Genomic DNA, 19,521 nt, shown 5'->3' with positions numbered 1-19,521 from the left:
ATGAATATAGCACTTATTATTGCAGGCGGAATAGGCGCAAGAATGAATCAGGATATTCCTAAACAGTTTATCAGCGTATATGATAAACCGGTAATTGTTTATACCATGGAGGCGTTTCAAAAGCATCCAAACATTGATAAGATTGAAGTTGTCTGTCTGGATGGCTGGCATGATATATTATATGCATATGCGAAACAGTTTGGAATTACTAAATTAGAAAATGTGGTAAGCGGCGGGGAAAATGGTCAGGATTCCATACGTAATGGTCTCTATGATATTGCAGCTCGTCATACAAATATAGATGATATCGTATTAATTCACGATGCAATCCGGCCAATGCTAAGTGCAGATGTTATATCCGATAATATTCGTGTATGTAAGGAATGTGGTAATGCCATTACTGTAATTCCCTGTACAGCGGCTATGTTAAAATCGTATAATTCAAAGTCTTCTGAGGAGCAAGTTCCACGTAATAACCTGAAAATAACTCAAACCCCACAAACATTTTTTTTGAAAGATATTATAGCTGCTCATAAAGAGGCTTTGGAAAAAGGAATTACTAATTCCGTTGCCTCCTGTACAATGTATATTGAGTTAGGAAAGAAGTTGTATATATCTATGGGATCAGAAAAAAATTTGAAGCTGACAACAACAGAAGATATAGAAATTTTTAAAGCGTTATTAAATGCAAAAAAAGATTCCTGGTTACATTAAAATTAGAGGTGAGATATGAAAATTTCCGAAAACCCGATATATCTGAGTGAATTATCTGGTATATGCGATAAATTACTGGGTAAAAATGGCGTTTTTCTCGTTACAGGTGCTAGCGGCTTAATTGGTTCGTGCGTTGTCGATTTACTAATGTATGCAAATCAACATTGTAAGTCTAATTTTAAAGTTTATGCTCTTAGCCGGAATTTAAAAAAAATGGAATCCAGATTTTCTTATATTAAAAATAAAGATTGGATTAGTTACATTGCACAGGATATATGCGATCCGCTTGCAAAGCGGTACCATTATGATTACATAATTCATGCTGCCAGTAATGCAGACCCCAAAATGTATTCTCTTTTTCCAGCAGAAACATTGCTTACTAATATATACGGAACCAAAAATGTATTGGATTATTGTGTCAGCCATAAAAAAACAAAAGTGTTATTGACCTCATCTTTTGAAGTATATGGGCATATTGATAATGCTGACTATTATAGTGAAGAAAACAGCGGTATTACTAATATTAATCAAATAAGGTCTTCTTATCCTGAAAGTAAACGTTGTGCGGAATTGTTGTTGAGATGCTATTATCAGGAATATGGTGTCAATGGAGTTATTGCTCGTCTTAGTAGTGTTTACGGGCCTGCCATGACAGTAAATGACAGTAAAGCTCATGCACAATTTATCCGTAATGCAATAAATAATAAAAATATTGTTCTTAAGAGTGCCGGTACACAAAAAAGGACATATACCTATATAATAGATACAATAGATGCTTTGCTTACTGTTCTGTTTTACGGTGTCCCAGGTGAGGCATATAATATTTCCAACGAAAACTCTATTGCTACTATTGCCGAAGTTGCCCAAACGATTGCTGAAATTAGCGAGACTAAAGTTGTCTTTGATTCTCCTGAAGAAATTGAAAAAAGGGGGTACTCCAATCCTCAAGATTGTGTACTGTCTAATGATAAACTGCGCCAGTTAGGTTGGCGAGGACAGTATACGTTAAAAGATGGGCTTGAGCATACGATTAAAATTCTAATGGAGATGTGATAAAATTGCAAATCTATCGGTGTTCTTTTTGTATAATCGCAAGCGCCAAATAATAACGCGGTAAAAGTCGTTGCCCCCGTCTAACGGGTGGCTCGCACTTCGGCTATAAGCCTTTGTTACTAGGCCAGCGTCTCAAGGCGCTGGCTTTCACTTCGTTTAAGCCACTTTGTGCTTTTACCTCGTAAGCGCCAAGTATTAGGGAGGCTGGCGCTTACATTATAAAGTGCCGTGGTTAGCGGCTTGCTTGATGGGATTTCCACCCATCGGATTATTCGCCCTTAGCCTAACGCACTGCCTGACACCTTTTATTCTTATGTACCTCTGTTGCATGCACAACTACCTTTAATCTCCTATCCGAAGAAAATAAGATGGTTGGGATTTTTCCCTAGTGTTGCACTTCCATTAAATGTAACTTTGTCAAAACCTTCTTTATATTTCTTTTAATTATTCTTTTCTTGAAGATGCAGAACGTAGCATAGGAAATGCTTTTTCCATTCTTCACTAGAGATAAGAATTTATCTCTTTCAGGAGTTCTAATAGAAGGATGCCTTAGTTGATGATTCTGCTCAACTGCATTATCTATATCAACATCAAAAAAATTAAAATCAATTCCCTCAATTACTTCTTTTCCTTTTTCACTTTGAACCAGTAGCAAAGAAACGCCGTTTTTTTCTTCATCACTAAATTCAGTTCCCCAAGAATCACCAAGAGTAATGTCAGAAACTCTATCCTTGGTAGCAAATTGACATTCGTAGCAGTTTTCTGTGTAATTATTTGCGGAGAGGAATGCCATTAAATAATCATCTTGACCCTCATTGCATACCTTGGAACCATCTATTATTAACCCAAAATCATTGCTGCTTCTAAATTTTATATCTTGTAATTGGTTGATATCATTATCGTTTTCAGCTAAATACTTAGCCAAAATCATAGAAGATGGCGTTCCATGGCAAATTAAATCTACTGTATAGAGGTTGTCTTGCTTTTTGATGAAATTCTTCAGTGCCGCAACCTGGCAGGGTAAACCGATAAATAGTACTTTATCAGTTTTTAATCTCTCCTCCACCTTTTTATAAATACCGGTAGGATTGCTCTTTACATATTTAGATCCAACAAATTTCTTTGCTACTTCTGTATCTTTAGTAATATCAAAAACAAAATCTCCATCTTTGAAAAGACAAGAAGCAACATATCCACCATTTTTAATAAAGCCCTTGATGATAGAAGATGCAGCTCCACCAGAAGAAGCTTTGTATCTTATAGCTTCTGCTGCCCATCCTTGTTTCCATTCGATTGGATTTGTTTTTTCTACTTTGGTAACATTTGGGCATGTCTTTTCACATAACTTGCAATTAATGCAAAGAGACTCAGCTATAATCGCATTAAAGTATGATACATCATCCTTTACAGATATACATTGTTTTGGGCAACGATCAACACACGCCATACAACCATTGCATTTGTTTAATTCACATACTGTTTTCATATAAAATCCTTATATTTAAATACCTAGTTTCTTTTCTTTAATCTTTTGATTATTTCAATAACGGTTTTTCTTTTTACAATAGCTATTACAATAATTAGTGCGATAATGGAATATCTGATAATTGTATAATTATAAGTAAACAATATAGCTATCATAGCAATCAGAACAAAGATAGATATTAGAACAATGTTTTTTATATCATAGATTGTCTCTATCTCTTTTTCCTTAATAATTTTTCGATAAACAGCATAATGCGCAATAGCAAACATAATATAACATGCTAAAGTTGTGTATCCTGCTGCGTGATAACCGAAAATCCTTATGAAAACATAATTTAGTACTATGTTTGCAACTGCACCCACGCAAGAAGCCATCATAGTAAATTTTGTTTTTTCATAATAAAACTCTATGTTCCCAAAAAGAGGATACAAAAACATAAAGAAAACAGATGCTGCAACAGGAGGAATAATCCATATTGCATCATAATATTGTTTTGGCGCCAATATAGAAATAACTTCTGGGCCAAAGGCCATTACCAAAATACAACCTACTGCTACAATTATTAAAATCAAGTTAGTGATAGATTTTATGGAAATATAGTTTTTTTTCTTAATAGATTGATATGTAAAAGGCGTAAAAGAATTATTCATTGCAGAAGTTACAAGTATCATCAAAGTTGACACTGTGTATGCAACCCCATAAATTGCCGCCTCTGAAGTCCCTACCATGTTATTTATCATTATTCTGTCAACTTGCTGAAGAACCGTCATTGATAAATAATGTGGTATTAATGGTGCATTGAACAGGAATGCATATTTCCAGTATTTTTTGTCATAAAACCTTCTGCCTTTGTACATTATCAAAATATAAAAGAATAGCCCAAAAATGACTTGTACAAAAACCATGGACAAGATTCTTGCTTCCGCTTTATAGATTGTGGATAGGACTGTCACAATACCAAGTAAAGGATTAGCTAATGACATTTCTAACGTAACAAGTACTAGGGCCTTATATTTATACTCATTTCTTTGTATGTTAGACCAAAATCCAAAGGCGGGTACAAACAGTAATTCTAAAAACATTGCAAGAATAAGAAATGAAGGGAGTTCAAATACCGAATTCCAAAAATTCAGTCCAATTAGATAAACTAAGAAACAGGCAAAAGTTATCGTTGTAGACAGCCCTAGCAACGATGAAGCAAAACGTTTAGAATCATCTTCATACTTGACAAGTCCTTTTATAAAAATGCCATATGAAAGATTGAATGTTGCAAATATCGATATGATACCGTACCAAGAATTATAGATTGTAAATAAACCATATTGTTCTGTTGTTAATAATCTGGTAAATATTGGCGCACTAATTAGGGATATTCCCTTCTGTAAAACATTACAAATAGTAAAGAATGAGGCAGCTTTTACTGGAGCTGACATGTTTTCCAATTTTTGTTTTAATTTAAACATAGCTCCTCCTAATCTATTTCTTGATTCTTAAAACCGTTTTTAAACCGTTTTTAATTTTTGTAATTCCACCCGTAAAAGCTCTTTTTAACAAGGTAGTGTAATAAATACATGCCTTCTTTATTTTCGAATACTCATTATTTGAAAGACTTAATTTTGAACTTAATATCTCATTCATGTCTTCAGTATACCAATTATGTTCCGGTCTGTTTCGTAATCCCGCATAAGTTACTTCAGTGTATAAATCAGGTATAACTCCTAGTGACAAGAAATGGCTTGAGTTCATGCAAAATAAACTACCACAGCATCCAATTGCTTCAAAATTTATTGGAGCAGATATATCATCAAAAATTAATTGTCCCCCATTATCGCTATAGCATTTTCTTAATAAGCCTGTTTCCAAATTTAAGACTCCAGACCAATCACCTGCGTAGCAAAACTCTTTTCTTTTTTCATTAAAATTTTTAACTGTAAAATCAAACAAAGGTGAATTAAAAGAACTTCCTTGCTCAATGTATTCCTGTTCGCTATGCTCTGTCAAAAATTCGATTTTATTATTAAGATTTATTTCTTTTCTAGTTGCAACCAACTGTGGTAAAGCTCCAAGTTCCTTGTTACAGATATCTTTTATTTCGTTTAAATAAGGTTCGTAAGTATCTGTTAGATTTAATTGTACTAGGAAAGAACATCCATGTATTTTAACCTTTTTGACATTACTAAAAAATTCCGCTAATTTATTTAGCTTTTTTAACTCAGTATAATGAAATGAAAAGGCAAAATGCATTCTAGATAAATACCCTTCTGGAAAAGAACAAATTCTATCAAACGCCTTTGTTATAGTTCCATTAGTAGTGATATTAACATAATGGCCTTCCTTCAATAACTCATATGCTAACTCAACTATTTGATCACCAAGAAGTGTTTCCCCTGCACCACATATTGAAAAATAACAAGCCCCTCCTAGTCTCTCTTTTGAAAGAGCTTTTCCTATATGTTCAGCTGAGTACTTTAATTTGGGTATTTTGTTGTACCTATGATCTCTTTGAATAATATAACAGTAACTGCATTTAAAATTGCATGCTGTCACTGGTAATAAACACTCAAAAAATCTCTTTATTGGTTCCATTAATTGTTTCTCCATTTTTCCAATAAGTCTTCTATGTCATTATAATTAAAAGGTTTATAACTTTTATCATTGATATTGAGTACTTGATTAATAGCCTCATCTATTTTAGAAAAATCTTCTAAATACTCAACGTTGCCGTATTTTGATAGCATTGTGCTTGTAGATTTTACTTTATGGTTAAAATTTGCTAAAGCTACACAAGGAGTATTGGTAATATAAGAAAAAATTACGCCGTGCAGTCTATCTGTAATAACTAACTTTGAGTTACTGAATTTATTCCAAACGTTAAGTAGTGCTGGCATTCTTTCCTTTGCGTTTACTCTTATCCCGGTGCAAGTATCAATTGCGATAACCCTAGTAAATAATTTTTCAGCTTCAGTTAAAATATGCGTCTTGTCTTTACCACTAATTTTTCCTTCTTTATCGTTTCTAAGACACACTAAGCAACAATCTTCTCTATTATTTTTTTCACTAATATCAAGTGACAATACAATATCTGGACAATACTTTATTTTGCACGAATCTGATAAGTATTCTTTACTTGCAAATTCAAAAGATTCTCTATCTCGTGTGAAAAATGTAACATCTTTGCATTTACTTAATAAAACTTTTGATCTATTTAATGACTTAATACCAGTTTCATCTTTCGTGAAATAAATAGTTTGCGGCATGATAATAATTTTGTTTTCTTTAAAATATTTCAAACAAAAATCATGCACATTATTTATATAACGATATGCATTTCCCCAGTTTCCACCACCTTGAATCAAAATCAAATCATCTTTGTTAATGATTTTACGGTATTCTTTAATGCCATTCAAAAATTGCTCTTCTTCAATTTCAATGCAATTGATAGCTTGTTTTTTACATATTACAAACGTCGCATAAGTAATAGCATGGTCTCCTAGATTATCGTGTGCAGGAGTACCTATTAACCATACATTTTTTGTATTGCTAGATGTTACCTCTGGAATAGATTTAACACACTTTAACGCAGATATTTTCTGCTTAAGATACGAGGGAATCATTTTTTTAGTTTGACAATATAATTTTTCTGAACATTTGTATAAACTCGTTGTATTAAGTAGTTTAACCTTTAATTTAAGACCTCTGCCTAAATCTAAATTTGGAGTAAGTGCGTATATTTCTTTTATTCCCTTTGTGGTTTCTAATTCCCAATCTGTATGGTTCTTTTGCCTATAGTCTCCATAGTAAAAATTCAAAAAGGAAAAAGCACGTTCGATATATTTTTTACAACACAGTTCAAAAGCACGAGAATTTTTATCACGAAAGTAAAATACTCTCTCATAATATGATATAAGCGCATCATATTTATTTTTTAGTAACTTATCAAAATTACTGATATTGGCAATACTATTCTCTCTAAAGTAATAATAATAAAGGCAATCTGGTATAACGTATACGCTGTTGGCTTTATCAAAAAGCTTATATGTTGTGGCCATATCTTCATAGTTTCTACCAACAGGAAACCTTACCCCATCAAACAAAGCACTGTTATATATTTTGTTCCATGCGTAATCTCTAATCTTCCAATTAATCAATTCTAAAATTGCTTCTTCTTTGGTTAGCTTTCTTTCGTTGCTGCTGAAATCACTGACCGCCAATGTACTGTCGCTAACATTATAAAATTCACAGCAAACTATATCGCTATTGTTTTTCTGCAAAGCTTTAGTTAAGGTCTCTACCATTCTGATAGATACCCAGTCATCGCTATCAACAAATACAAAATACTCTCCGGTAGCAATATTAACTCCCGCATTTCTTGCAGATGAAAGGCCTCCATTTTCTTTATGTATGCAAACTATTCTTTCATCTAACTCTTTATATTTATCACAAATTTTCCCAGAGCTGTCCGTTGATCCATCATCGACTAGGATTATTTCTAAACCTTTATAGCTTTGATTTACAACTGTCTCTAAGCATCGTTCTAGATACTGTTCGACGTTGTAAACTGGAATTATTATGCTTACTTTTTTCATCTTATCCACCTTAATATCCAAGGACAATATCGCAATATCGTTATTTTCATTTTCGTCTTAAAAGAACTATGATCTTTTAAAAATTCATAGTTTTCTAAAAACACTTTATAGTATACTTCATAATTTGGATCAGAAATTTTGCTTTGACTTTTATAGTCAATCATCATCCCAAATAATCCGAATACAGAATAATATCTAGCCTCTGTCTGCAATAACGAAAAATTATCATTAATTTCATTAACTATCGATTGACTGTGTTTCCAAAAATTAAAGGTGTTAGCAATACTGTACTTTTTAGTGATACTATTATTTCTTACTATATAATGGTAAGTGCAAATACCAGTATGCACGACAACACGTCCAGATATGCATTCCAGCACTATGGCAGCGTCTTCGTTATTTTCTCCAACAGGAAATCTAAGTGTACTAAATATTTCTCTTTTATATAGTTTACTCCACACACTGATTCCTATTTCTCTAGATAGCAATATTTCTCTAATGGCATCGATGTCCAAGTATACTTTTTCTGTGTTTGGTGTTCTTATATTTATTTTATGTTGTGTATTTGTATCCTCACGAATAATTCCACAAGTTGCTATATCAGCATTGTTATTATTAAGAGCCTCAATTAAACTCTCATACATATTCCGTTCAATGTAGTCATCGCTATCTACAAATCCTATAAAATCTCCAGTTGCAATATCTAAACCATTGTTCCTTGCTGAAGATAATCCTCCATTTTTTTTATGAATCACTTTAATTCTGGAATCGATTAATTTATATTCCTCGCATATTTTTCCGCATTTATCTGGAGAACCATCATCCACCAAAATAACTTCAAGATTTTTATATGTTTGTCCTAAAATACTATCAATACAGCGTTTGAGATAGTCTTCAACATTATATATTGGAACAATAATTGATATCAGTTGATGTTGAGAATATGACATTAACTTTCCCTCTTTCAAGAATATTACTCAAGAGTAGTATTCTGAGTTTTTTTTATTTAAAGTACATCAAGGCTATTAATAACATCCAGAATTCTTAAGATAAGTATATGTGTTTGTTTCTTGTTCCTTTATTATTTTTTTCAAATAAACCGAATCTTTTTGCTTCGAGTAAACACTTGAAATGTCATTTATACTATTTAGCAAATGTTCATTTATTGATAGCCTGTCAATCAAATCCATTAATTTATTTCGATTACTATCTCTAACAATTACAGCAAATCTATTGGCATATTTAGCAGAAAAAATAGTTCCGTGGAAAGTATCTGTTATAACAAAACTAGAATTCTTTATTATCTTTAGGCATTCAAACGGATCACAAACCACATAATCCTTAATCCAAAATTGTGGTGCACCAATAGCAACAAGTTTTAGATTATTTTCATGACAAAACCTTTTGATTGCATTAATTTCATTTTTTGAATTAATTCTGTTTTTGTATGAATATACAACACAATAGTTATTTTTATTATATTTCTTTTTTGCTTTATTTATTTCAGCATCGAAATTACTTATTAGAACGGGGTCTAAATTAATTTGAATGTCTTTCGATGACATCTTTCGTACAAATTCAAATGTATTTTGATCTCTAACCGAAAAATTCGATATCTTGTTTAATGAGTCTGTTATTCTATTTTTTACCTTTCTTGGCAACGTTTCGTAGGTTGTTGCCCCACAACAGGCAGCATAAGTAATCACATTTTTAGCATTAGCTACGTTACCAAATAATTGAGAGGAAAACCCCCAAAATCCAGCATTCTGACAATTAAATACTTCATCGCTTCCTATTACACAAAGATCATATATTTTATCTTCATCTGCTCTATAGAAATAATTATTTCTAAATTTTTCAAATATCTTATTCTGCTGTTTTACTTTCATTTTTTGATAGATCATAGATATTGGATATCTAAAATAGCGATAATACTTCTTATCATTTTCATACTCCTTATTAAAATTGATTTGATAATTTTCAAGAAGTGCATAGTCATCATCGTATTTTTTTATATCAAGAAAGTGTACAGAATTATGTCCTCCTTTTAATCTTTTCATCAAACCATAAGCTTGCAACAATGATCCCATATTATTAATTTGTTGCATTGAAAGTATTTCTATTTTCATATCATCCATTTCCTTTTTATATAGATGCCAAAACATTCTTATATAAAATTATTTTCTTTAGAATTCAGTTTTGGCGATTTATTTTTTTAAAGCAATACAAAAGAAAATCTTCATAATTTTCAAAAGGCCTTTTAGTATCTAAATACTTATTAAATGTCTTAGTATAGTTGCCATTAATCTTCATCATTTTATTAAAGGTTTCACAATCAAAACGACTATCTGAATTCAATTCCTCGAATAGCCAAAAATCTAGCAACCTCTGCTGCTTCTGATATTTGCGAGTCTAATCTTTTTGTGTAATATGTTTCTAAATCACATATTATTTGAGCTGGTCCCCCTCCTGCTACACAATTTGATGGGATATCTTTGTTCACTAAAGAATTAGCCCCAATGATGCAGTTCTCGCCAATTTGAACACCTTTTAGAATAGTTGTCTTCATACCAATAAAACAATTATTTCCTATTTTTACTTTACCAGCCGAAACCAAGAATATCACCATAGACACCGTTTTATACTGACCAATCATATCCATGTGTTAATATGGTAACACCTTCTGTTATTTTTACATTATTACCAATTTCAATTAGAAATGGTCTTGTATCATCTATAAAGCCTTTTCTAGGAGAATATATTGTTGTATTTTCTCCAATAATACATCCTATCTTTCTTAAATATTCAATATATGTATCAGAGGATGCTTTTTCTCTAAAAATAAATTTCTTAATAATATTTTTTAAGAAACTCATGCCTTTCCTCCAACTTTCTTAAAAATCAATCTATATATCTGAGGGCTTATTAAAAATGCAATACATTGAAATCGTTTTAATGATGCAATATATTGACAAGAAATAATTGATTTAAAATATAATTTACATTCTTTTGAATATAACTTTTTTTCTGGCCAATCTAAATTTCTTTTTATAAATTCATTAAAAACACTTATTACTGAAACAACATAATTTACTTCGCTCTCAACTTTTACTGTAGGATAATTGTTTGATATATAAACCATTTGTTCTAGAGATGCCTCTATTACTGCTTTATTAACTTTTGAGCTACGAGTGATGCTATTTTCTCTATAAAAATAATTGTAGTATGGTTTATTAATATAGCTTATCCTTTTAGCATTACTAAAAAATTTATATGTAGTAAATGAATCCTCGCAAGTTTTTTCAAAAGGAAATCTTATATTATTAATAATTTCTTTTTTTAAAACTTTATCACAAACAGACATATCATAACCTGTATAAGTCATTAGACATGACAGGCCTTCTTCCTTTGTAAGTATACTTTTTGATGGATATCGCCTACAAGCTTCGAGTCTGGATTGGTTATTTTCATTTACACGATTTCTTCTACATATTGATATATCACTATCATCAGACAGCATTTGGCTAATCATATGATGATACATGCCATATTCTATCCAATCATCACTATCTATAAATGATATATATTGACCCCTACAATTATCTAATCCAAAGTTTCTAGCATCTGAAAGTCCCCCGTTTTTTTTATGAATTACTTTCACATTCTTATAATTAGATGCATATTGATCGCAGATTACACCACTGGAGTCTGTTGAACCATCATCTACAAGAATAATCTCCATATTGTCATAATCTTGTTTAAGAATACTGTCCACACAGCGCTTCAAATACATCTCGACATTATACACTGGTACAATAATTGATAATAATTCATTCATTCTATCACCTCTCAAAAATCGACCTATACGGCAAGACTAGGTTACTATTATTTAACCCAACCGTATAATAAAAATATATAAAATATAAAACATAGATAGCCAAAGAAATAATCATCCTTGTTTTATTTTTCGTAGTAATTCTCGATACAATGTTAGGAATAAGTATTATTGATGGAAATCCGAAATACCAGGCAATTCTAACTGCTAGCGGTAAAACTCCAATAAAAGCATTTAGGCAAGTAAAAACTAAATGTAAATTTATATAAACGTTGGTGTCCTTCTTTTTGTCATCATAAATGCAAGCAAAAACCAGTATTGCAACTGCCATAACGGTCCCAACGAATCCTTGTCTTGCTGATGAATAAGAACCTGTAATATACCAACTATATTTTGTTAACAATACCAATTTAGTGAAAAGGCTTGATATTGGTTTGGCCAACAAAAATGAAGTGACGACTATTATTGTTTTTTGAATATTAGTAAACCTAAAATTAATAAAGAAATAAACCGGAATAAAAATTAATGCGGTCATGTGAAACAGAGAAGCCAAAGCAATTAGTATAAAATATATTTTAGGATCTTTAGTAACTAAATACTTTATGCTATACAAAATAATAGCAACTGCAATCATTTGTCTTACGCCATTTAAAAAACAAAAATAATATCCTGAGCAAACAAATAAATACCCACTCATTGTTATATTTTGTGAGTTGTCATAAATAGCAAAAAATACAAAAAAGCAAAATATTATAGATGTAATAATGAAAATACTCGCATAATCATTCGAAAACAAAATTGCAAACTTATTCAATAATGTATATCCGAAATCCCCCCACGCCTCATCCGCATTACCATACAAAACTTTTTTAAAAATTTGAACATAGGTAGACCAATAATCAGCACCTACCATATATCGTACACCAGCAATGAGAGTTAATGGAATCATAGGAATGAGTTTTCTCAAATCCAGATAAGGTATATTAAATCGAATCGAGGCAATTCTAATTTTTTTTGAGTTTTTCTGTTTGTATTTTTTCTTTTTAACCAGTTTCAAAAGAATAACTGTTAAAATTAAACCTATTGTATAAACTAACATATTTTTATCATCCCTGTTTTACTTCATCTATTATGCGCTTGTATAACTCCAATAACCTATTTGATTCAGCCTTAATTTCATACCCCGAATTTATTAATTCTTGAATTCTTTCTCCATTTTGGCTTTTCAAAGCTTGTTGTTTTATCTTTTTAATTTCATCAATCCAACAAATTACCCCGTTTGTAATAGGCACATAACTAACTAGCGAAGTAACTCCAACTTCTTTTGTAATTTTATCCGAAAAAATAACGGGAATGCCTGCTGCTTGTGCTTCTATACCCACAACCGGAAGTCCTTCGAAAAGAGATGGCAACAAAAAAACATCTAATAATTTAAAGATGCTTGGAATATCATCTCTTACGCCAAGAACAGATATTTTTTCTTCCAACCCTTTATTTTTAATTATTTGAATGATTTCATCAAACAATTCACCCTCTCCGACAAGCAAAAGGTGAGCAGAATCGTCTTCCTTAGAATACGCTTCAAATAAATCTATTAGGAAACGATGATTTTTCTGAGTATTAAATCTTCCAATATGTCCCAAAACAAATTTATTTTTTAGTGTCTTTAATAACTCCGTATCTTTTATCGTAGCTGCATCTGTAAACCTTCTTATATCTACCGCATTGTGAATTATAAAAAACTTTTTTTCACCAAACAAAAATTTTCCAGCTTCTTCGCCGCACGCAAAAAAATAATTAGCATAATGTAAACTATTCTTAAGTAAAATATTTTTTATAAATCCTTTAAAAGTTTTTTCTGTACTTGTGTTATGGCTATGAACAATTCTCACTTTTACACCATTCTTCTTCGCTTCACAAAGTGTAAACAATGAAGTACTAGCCATATGACTATGAACAATATTATAATCATTATGCTGTTCAAAAAAAGACTTAAGGTCTTTTAGATATTTTTTAAAATCCCCGTCCTCTCTAAAAGTCAGCCTGTATATATTGCCACCTAATGAAACAATTTCTTTGTCATAGAAAAATTCTTCACTATAATGCACCAAAAAATCAAATTGTATTTGGGAGCGGTCTATGTTGCGGTACAAGTTCATTATCAATGTTTCAAGTCCCGCAACATGCATATTGGGAACAATATGTAATACCTTTATCATTTAATCACCCTCTAAGAACTTTCATGTAAAATATTTTTCTAACCTTATTTGGCAAACATGAGACAACAAATTGACCTATTCCGCTGATAAAGAAATCTGCAAAAGACATATGTCCTTTTCTGAACTGTGTCCACTTAAATTTTAGTGCAGTCTTTGCATAACTATATCCACCTCTTCTTTCAAAGAAATCCTCGCTCGTTCTTATATAATATAGACTATCTTGTATGTTGTAGCACTTAACGTCGTGCTCAAAAATCATTCTTGCAAACAAATCGTAATCTTCATATAAACGAACATCATGATAATTACCACTTGCTAGAACATCAGATTTTTTAAAAATTACAGTTGGATGAAGAACCGCACATCTTCTTCTCATAAATTTTTTTATTTCATCGTCTTTCTCTGGTACACGATGAACACTTACGACATTATCAATATTGTCAATAAATTCCGATTCAAAAGAACCCACCACACCTAGACTGCTATCACTTTCAAAGATTTTTAATTGCTGTTCAACTCTGTTTTCCACAACGAAATCATCCGAGTCCATTCTTGCAATTAATTCATTAGACGATGCTATGACCCCTTTTGCTAGTGCAGGTCCTAATCCTATGTTATTTTCGTTCACAATAATGTTAAATAATCCCGGATTTGCACTAACAAATCTTTCAATAACCAAATCTAATTCTTTTGTAAGTGGCCCATCCTTGATAAGAATAAACTCATTAGGAGAAATGGTTTGATCTAACATAGACTGAATAGCATATTCCAAGTACTGAGCTTTTTCTTTACAATATACGGACATCAACACACTATAATTCGGATATCCCATACTTTACGCTCCTTTATACCCCTTAGAATTTTTGCGCTGCCAATTCCATGTATCTCTACACATATCTTCTAATGACTGTTCCGCTTTCCACCCTAATTTCTCATATACCTTATCAGCGTTTGCATAAGACTCCGGCAAATCTTCTGGTCTATTTTCACCATATTTATAATTAATCTCTACACCGGTACTTGTTAATAATTTTTTTGCCATTACTCTTTCCTCTCATCTTTCCATTGCATTCATTTCAGTTTCCTCATTCAACAGTTACTGATTTTTCAAGTTTTCTAGGCTTATTAACATCAAGTCCCTTCGCTACAGATACATAATAACCAAGTAGTTAAAGAGGAATTACTGATAAGCTTGCTGCAAAATGTTCATCAACCTTTGGAACATAAACTGTGAAATCACACTGTTCCTCAGTTGAGTATTTTCCGTAATTAGTAAGTCCCAAAAGTAAGCACCTCTGGATTTGCATACCACCATATTACTGATTGACTTCTCAAAGAGTGCATACTGTGTAAGTACTCCTATTACAAGAGTGCCCTTATCAATCAGTGAAATCATACTGTGCTTCAATTCCCCAGCTGCATAGGCTTCTGAATGTATATAGCTAATCTCTTTCAATTTCAGAGAGCCTTCAAGAGACACTGCATAGTCAATTCCATGACCAATAAAGAAAATGTCCTTTTTATTTGCTATCTTTGAAGCAAACCACTGAATACGTTCTTTTTCTTTGAGGATGCTTTCAATCTTGGCAGGAATTGTTTCAAGCTCTTCTATGTAGTATTTATTCGTTTCATCAACTAAACCTTTAACTCTTCCAAATTCAGTAGCCAGACAATAACCAGCAATAAGTTGAGCAGAGAATGCCTTAGTAGTTGCAACCGCAATCTCAAGTCCTGTCACTGTATAGAAAACATAATCAGCTTTTCTCGCAATAGAAGAAACAACCACATTAATAATGGCCAGTGTCTTTACTCCTTTTTCCTTAGTCAGTCTCAATGCTGCTAAAGTATCAGCTGTATCACCACTTTGAGAAATGACAAACACTAATGTAGACTTCGAAAGCTTTGGATTTCTATATTTAAACTCACTAGCTAGTTCAACTCTTACAGGAATATCTGACAAATCCTCAATGACATATTGAGAAGCAACACCAGCGTGCCATGCAGATCCACAGGCAACGATCGAGATGTTATCTATTCCGCTAATAGTCTCTTTATCTATGACAAGTTGAATCTTTCCATCCCTTACAATGCTATTCAAAGTATCTTGTACTGCTTTAGTTGCTCGTGGATTTCCTTCATCATGAAGTGATCATATCCACCCTTCTCAGCAGCCCTTGTAATTTCAACTTTTTCTTTCTGAATTTCATCACCATTCAAGTTGTAGAAAGTTGCCTCTCCAGCCTTTAATCTTGCAAATTCAAGATTGCCGATATAGACAACATTTCTTGTATATTTAAAAATTGCGGGTACATCCGAAGCTGCAAATGTTTCATTATCCTTAATTCCGATAATCATTGGTGAATCTTTTCTCGCTACCTAAATCTCATCCGGATAGTCTTTAAACATCAATTCCAGAGCATATGCTCCACAGATACTGACCAAAGTTTTTTCAATAGTATCTATAGGTACAAGCTTATATTTCTTGTAATAGTAATCAACAAGCTTTACCGCAACCTCAGTATCCGTTTGACTGTAGAAGTTATAACCGTGTTTTAATAACTTTTCTTTAAGTTCCTGGTAGTTCTTAATGATACCGTTATGTACACCAACAACATCACTTTCAACTGTTCCAGATCCACTTCCAGTACAGTTTCCACTTACATGTGGATGCGCTTTGACTAGGCTCTCCGTGTGTTGCCCATCTTGCGTGACCAATTCCACACATACCAGGCATTGCTTTGCCACCATCAATTTTCTCGCTCAAATTCTTGAGTCTACCAATCGACTTAACAACAACCGTTAATTTATCTCCATCACGAACAGCCAATCCAGTTTTGCCAATCCATCTAACAAGATTGGAGCTGCTTGCTTATGTCCAACGTATCCAACGATTCCACACATATTTGACTGTTCTCCTTTTATCTAACTACTTATCTATTTCCTCAGTTCATTTCCCATACCTTAGGGAAACTGCTCTTTTCTTTTATCTATTCCCGTAGCCTGCCTAACCTACCGGCTCAACTTCTGCGGTCATCTACCATTCAGACCACAGTCTCACAAACCTCGTTCTATTCAATCCACTTTATTGCTTAATCACTTTGACTAACGTATTACAATCCCATCTCTATCCAATCCACTTTATTGTCAGCCCTCATCGAGCTTTTCTTCACAATAAAGCATATAGGGTATAGACCGATTCGCATTGCGATCGTCCAATCACTGTAACCACACCCCTCACAAACCCTTGATTTACAAGGCTTTCCACACATTTCCCCTCATCTCCATCCCCTGCATCCGAGGCTTACAACACCATACCACTCCTCACTCTATGTCGATCCAAAATGTCGATTTCTCACTCACTAAACTAACTTTGGATAAACCTGTCAGAGTGTGTATTGCTGTGGCTATGCTACGGATTGATATTTTCACTAATTTCGTAGGATAAACACATCATATTTTCACTTGTGAGTAACTCATTTCCATGATAATCCTGGTTATTTTCCCTCACTGATTTTGTGGCATAGATATTGGTTAATGGCATAATAACAACAAAACCCGCAATGTTAAACATTGCTTTAATGCCCAACGTTGCGGTTAGCCCTGTTCTTTTTAGCCAGGTATTTCTCAATATCATTAATTTGGGATTGAAATTTTTAGTATTAATCTGCTCAATTTTTTAGAAATCGTACCCACATTAAACTCTTTACATATGTAGTAAGCCATAACAAAAAAGTGGACATAGCCTATATTGGCAACTATATGACTTGGCTGTAATGATTTTGTCTTTTCTTGATTTGTTTCATCTGTTTTTCATAGCAAAATATAGTCATATATATTTGGGGGAGACTATTTAATTATTAGGCAACTACTCGTATTATAGGAGCAGACCTTTCTACAAGTATCATTCAATATACAAGGTAATTTCTTCACTATCATTTTTCTGATGTTATTTAATTCAAAAAATTAGGCTGATAATGGGATACTACTGATAGCTGCTAAAAATTCCTATTTCCAAATAATTGTTATTATTTGTAGTTCATATTACAAAACTTAATAATATACCTACATCGCCCCACTCTTCCCAAACACCACCCCCACAGTCCTCATCACAATCTTCACATCCAGCCCCAAACTCCACTTGGTAATATACTCCTTATCCAACCTCACAACCTCTTCAAAGTCCGTAATATCACTTCTCCCACTCACCTGCCACATTCCGGTTATTCCGGGCTTTATGGCCAGCCTTACGCGGTGGTGCAGTTCATACTTATCCCATTCATCGATAGTTGGCGGTCTCGTACCGACCAGGCTCATATCGCCTTTCAGCACATTCCAGAACTGAGGGAACTCATCGATCGAATACTTTCTGATAAAACCTCCGATCCCTTTATCACCACCAATAATCCTGGGATCGTGGTCCAGCTTGAACATCATTCCATCTTTCACACGATTCTGTGCCATCAGTTCTTTCTTGCGCTTCTCCGCATCCATATACATGCTGCGGAACTTATAAAGCTTGAATCTCTTACCGTTTTTACCTACCCTGATCTGTGAAAAAAAGACAGGTCCCGGTGATTTTATGTAAATGCATGGTGCCACAATCAAATACAAAATTCCAGTAATGATACATCCAATCAGGCCGCCGGCAATGTCCATTGCTCGCTTATAAAGCGCCTGCTTCCAGGAAGCCATATTAATACTGCTCGTTAAAACGGTGTAGCTTCCCAACCGCTCTACCCGCTGAACTTCACCTTCCAGCTTTGCCATCTCAATCAGTTTTAAATGAATGGTGATTCCCATCTCAATAAAATCATTGATCAGATCTCTTGGAAGCGGAACCTCTTTGGGCAAATCAAGAAATACCTCATCCACCCATTCTCTGCAGACATATTCTTCCACATTCTCCAAAGTAGCCACTACCGGCACATCATTGATCCTCTCTCCTACCCGGTCCGCATCAAGAAGGCTAATTCCCTTAATTTGAAAGCCTTCATAATTGTTGTTACGAATGGTATCAATCACTGTATCCATCATTTCTTCTGATGTTATAATTAACAACGACCGGTTCCCTTTGCCTAAAACACCTTTAGTTTTTAAATATTTTTTCCAGAGAATTCTGGCTATGTAACTGATAACCGCATATATAATACCGGTCAGAACCAGCGTAATTCTGGAATATCCCTCGCCGGTCTGCGTTGCAAATAAATAAAATACTGCAATTAAAATAATCTGGCATACGTGCTTAAACGTAGCTGTAAACTCCTTGTAATATCCTCTCTTCAAAACATTTTTGAAGCTCTCGCCAAAGAAAGTGACGCAGACTTGAATTAAGAAGAGTACAAAGGCCATATTACGATACAGCTTATTCTCATATGCCAAATGAACCCCATGTCGAATAAAATAAGCGCTTATAAATGCCACTTGCAGACAAATTAAATCCAGGATCATAAAATCCCAGTGTTTCAGCCAGCCCAGGTTAGCTTTTTTATACATTTTTTATCCTCACCCTTTTAGTACCATCTAATCCATTCTCAACAGAATGTCGATTTTTGGCACTTCATCATCTGTTCGCGTTAGAAACAGGTGCATGATATACGTTTAAAACTTACTATTATTATACCCTCAAAA

At 33.2% G+C, this 19,521-nt stretch carries 16 protein-coding genes and 1 pseudogene; 2 read left to right on the top strand and 15 right to left on the bottom strand.

What is annotated here, in order from left to right; genetic code table 11:
• Together NE473_RS18070 and NE473_RS18065 are read left to right on the top strand one after the other, a co-directional pair.
• On the top strand, positions 1 to 714 hold the full coding sequence (locus NE473_RS18070) for an IspD/TarI family cytidylyltransferase (RefSeq protein ID WP_138313466.1): 714 nt from the start codon (positions 1 to 3) through the stop codon (positions 712 to 714).
• A 15-nt stretch (positions 715 to 729) separates the two neighbouring features.
• A complete protein-coding gene (locus NE473_RS18065; protein WP_138313467.1) occupies positions 730 to 1,767 on the top strand; it encodes an NAD-dependent epimerase/dehydratase family protein in 1,038 nt (345 codons plus the stop codon).
• A 385-nt stretch (positions 1,768 to 2,152) separates the two neighbouring features.
• On the opposite strand, the gene NE473_RS18060 is transcribed toward NE473_RS18065, so the two are convergent.
• From NE473_RS18060 to NE473_RS17990, 15 genes and pseudogenes are all read right to left on the bottom strand, one after another.
• A complete protein-coding gene (locus NE473_RS18060; RefSeq protein WP_155560866.1) occupies positions 2,153 to 3,253 on the bottom strand; it encodes a Coenzyme F420 hydrogenase/dehydrogenase, beta subunit C-terminal domain in 1,101 nt (366 codons plus the stop codon).
• Positions 3,254 to 3,276: 23 nt separating this feature from the next.
• Positions 3,277 to 4,716, bottom strand: a complete 1,440-nt coding sequence (locus tag NE473_RS18055) for a lipopolysaccharide biosynthesis protein (RefSeq protein ID WP_155560867.1) — start codon at positions 4,714 to 4,716, stop codon at positions 3,277 to 3,279.
• A gap of 13 nt (positions 4,717 to 4,729) precedes the next feature.
• Positions 4,730 to 5,839 (bottom strand): radical SAM family protein, encoded by a 1,110-nt coding sequence (locus tag NE473_RS18050; protein WP_196411674.1) that lies wholly within the window; start codon positions 5,837 to 5,839, stop codon positions 4,730 to 4,732.
• The gene (locus NE473_RS18045) at positions 5,839 to 7,839 is read right to left on the bottom strand and encodes a glycosyltransferase (protein ID WP_155560869.1); all 2,001 of its coding nucleotides are present in this window, start codon (positions 7,837 to 7,839) and stop codon (positions 5,839 to 5,841) included. Before NE473_RS18045 ends, NE473_RS18050 begins: the two co-directional genes overlap by 1 nt.
• On the bottom strand, positions 7,836 to 8,789 hold the full coding sequence (locus NE473_RS18040; RefSeq protein WP_117624307.1) for a glycosyltransferase family 2 protein: 954 nt from the start codon (positions 8,787 to 8,789) through the stop codon (positions 7,836 to 7,838). Before NE473_RS18040 ends, NE473_RS18045 begins: the two co-directional genes overlap by 4 nt.
• Before the next feature lie 75 nt (positions 8,790 to 8,864).
• Positions 8,865 to 9,968: a polysaccharide pyruvyl transferase family protein gene (locus NE473_RS18035; protein WP_256265353.1), complete on the bottom strand. Its 1,104-nt coding sequence runs from the start codon at positions 9,966 to 9,968 to the stop codon at positions 8,865 to 8,867.
• 215 nt (positions 9,969 to 10,183) lie between these two features.
• A complete protein-coding gene (locus NE473_RS18030) occupies positions 10,184 to 10,501 on the bottom strand; it encodes an acyltransferase (protein WP_243145808.1) in 318 nt (105 codons plus the stop codon).
• A complete protein-coding gene (locus NE473_RS18025) occupies positions 10,479 to 10,715 on the bottom strand; it encodes an LbetaH domain-containing protein (protein ID WP_207709574.1) in 237 nt (78 codons plus the stop codon). Before NE473_RS18025 ends, NE473_RS18030 begins: the two co-directional genes overlap by 23 nt.
• Complete coding sequence (locus tag NE473_RS18020) at positions 10,712 to 11,677, bottom strand: glycosyltransferase (RefSeq protein ID WP_155560870.1); 966 nt, start codon at positions 11,675 to 11,677, stop codon at positions 10,712 to 10,714. The genes NE473_RS18025 and NE473_RS18020 overlap by 4 nt, the downstream gene beginning before the upstream one ends.
• A 4-nt stretch (positions 11,678 to 11,681) precedes the next feature.
• Positions 11,682 to 12,773, bottom strand: coding sequence for an EpsG family protein (locus tag NE473_RS18015; protein ID WP_138313472.1), 1,092 nt, complete (start codon positions 12,771 to 12,773; stop codon positions 11,682 to 11,684).
• Between the two features lie 7 nt (positions 12,774 to 12,780).
• Entirely contained in the window at positions 12,781 to 13,893 is a 1,113-nt protein-coding gene (locus NE473_RS18010; protein WP_155560871.1) for a glycosyltransferase family 1 protein, read from the bottom strand.
• A gap of 4 nt (positions 13,894 to 13,897) precedes the next feature.
• Positions 13,898 to 14,725: a glycosyltransferase gene (locus NE473_RS18005; RefSeq protein ID WP_138313474.1), complete on the bottom strand. Its 828-nt coding sequence runs from the start codon at positions 14,723 to 14,725 to the stop codon at positions 13,898 to 13,900.
• A 3-nt stretch (positions 14,726 to 14,728) separates the two neighbouring features.
• A complete protein-coding gene (locus NE473_RS18000; RefSeq protein ID WP_138313475.1) occupies positions 14,729 to 14,935 on the bottom strand; it encodes a GDP-mannose 4,6-dehydratase in 207 nt (68 codons plus the stop codon).
• Positions 14,936 to 14,978: 43 nt separating this feature from the next.
• Positions 14,979 to 16,794 (bottom strand): annotated as a pseudogene (gene glmS, locus NE473_RS17995) (glutamine--fructose-6-phosphate transaminase (isomerizing)).
• 1,161 nt (positions 16,795 to 17,955) lie between these two features.
• Positions 17,956 to 19,386, bottom strand: a complete 1,431-nt coding sequence (locus tag NE473_RS17990; protein ID WP_118042800.1) for a sugar transferase — start codon at positions 19,384 to 19,386, stop codon at positions 17,956 to 17,958.
• Between the last annotated feature and the right edge of the window lie 135 nt (positions 19,387 to 19,521).

The sequence above is a fragment of the Hungatella sp. SL.1.14 genome, from assembly GCF_024460495.1.
GTDB classification, from domain to species: domain Bacteria; phylum Bacillota; class Clostridia; order Lachnospirales; family Lachnospiraceae; genus Hungatella; species Hungatella hathewayi.
This window is presented reverse-complemented; position numbering and strand designations above follow the sequence as displayed.

What these genes read in the sequence shown, in the direction of transcription:
- NE473_RS18070 (WP_138313466.1), top strand. Translation starts at nt 1, where the DNA reads ATGAATATAGCACTTATTATTGCAGGCGGAATAGGCGCAAGAATGAAT.
- NE473_RS18065 (WP_138313467.1), top strand. Translation starts at nt 730, where the DNA reads ATGAAAATTTCCGAAAACCCGATATATCTGAGTGAATTATCTGGTATA.
- NE473_RS18060 (WP_155560866.1), bottom strand. Translation starts at nt 3,253, where the DNA reads ATGAAAACAGTATGTGAATTAAACAAATGCAATGGTTGTATGGCGTGT.
- NE473_RS18055 (WP_155560867.1), bottom strand. Translation starts at nt 4,716, where the DNA reads ATGTTTAAATTAAAACAAAAATTGGAAAACATGTCAGCTCCAGTAAAA.
- NE473_RS18050 (WP_196411674.1), bottom strand. Translation starts at nt 5,839, where the DNA reads ATGGAACCAATAAAGAGATTTTTTGAGTGTTTATTACCAGTGACAGCA.
- NE473_RS18045 (WP_155560869.1), bottom strand. Translation starts at nt 7,839, where the DNA reads ATGAAAAAAGTAAGCATAATAATTCCAGTTTACAACGTCGAACAGTAT.
- NE473_RS18040 (WP_117624307.1), bottom strand. Translation starts at nt 8,789, where the DNA reads ATGTCATATTCTCAACATCAACTGATATCAATTATTGTTCCAATATAT.
- NE473_RS18035 (WP_256265353.1), bottom strand. Translation starts at nt 9,968, where the DNA reads ATGAAAATAGAAATACTTTCAATGCAACAAATTAATAATATGGGATCA.
- NE473_RS18030 (WP_243145808.1), bottom strand. Translation starts at nt 10,501, where the DNA reads ATGGATATGATTGGTCAGTATAAAACGGTGTCTATGGTGATATTCTTG.
- NE473_RS18025 (WP_207709574.1), bottom strand. Translation starts at nt 10,715, where the DNA reads ATGAGTTTCTTAAAAAATATTATTAAGAAATTTATTTTTAGAGAAAAA.
- NE473_RS18020 (WP_155560870.1), bottom strand. Translation starts at nt 11,677, where the DNA reads ATGAATGAATTATTATCAATTATTGTACCAGTGTATAATGTCGAGATG.
- NE473_RS18015 (WP_138313472.1), bottom strand. Translation starts at nt 12,773, where the DNA reads ATGTTAGTTTATACAATAGGTTTAATTTTAACAGTTATTCTTTTGAAA.
- NE473_RS18010 (WP_155560871.1), bottom strand. Translation starts at nt 13,893, where the DNA reads ATGATAAAGGTATTACATATTGTTCCCAATATGCATGTTGCGGGACTT.
- NE473_RS18005 (WP_138313474.1), bottom strand. Translation starts at nt 14,725, where the DNA reads ATGGGATATCCGAATTATAGTGTGTTGATGTCCGTATATTGTAAAGAA.
- NE473_RS18000 (WP_138313475.1), bottom strand. Translation starts at nt 14,935, where the DNA reads ATGGCAAAAAAATTATTAACAAGTACCGGTGTAGAGATTAATTATAAA.
- NE473_RS17990 (WP_118042800.1), bottom strand. Translation starts at nt 19,386, where the DNA reads ATGTATAAAAAAGCTAACCTGGGCTGGCTGAAACACTGGGATTTTATG.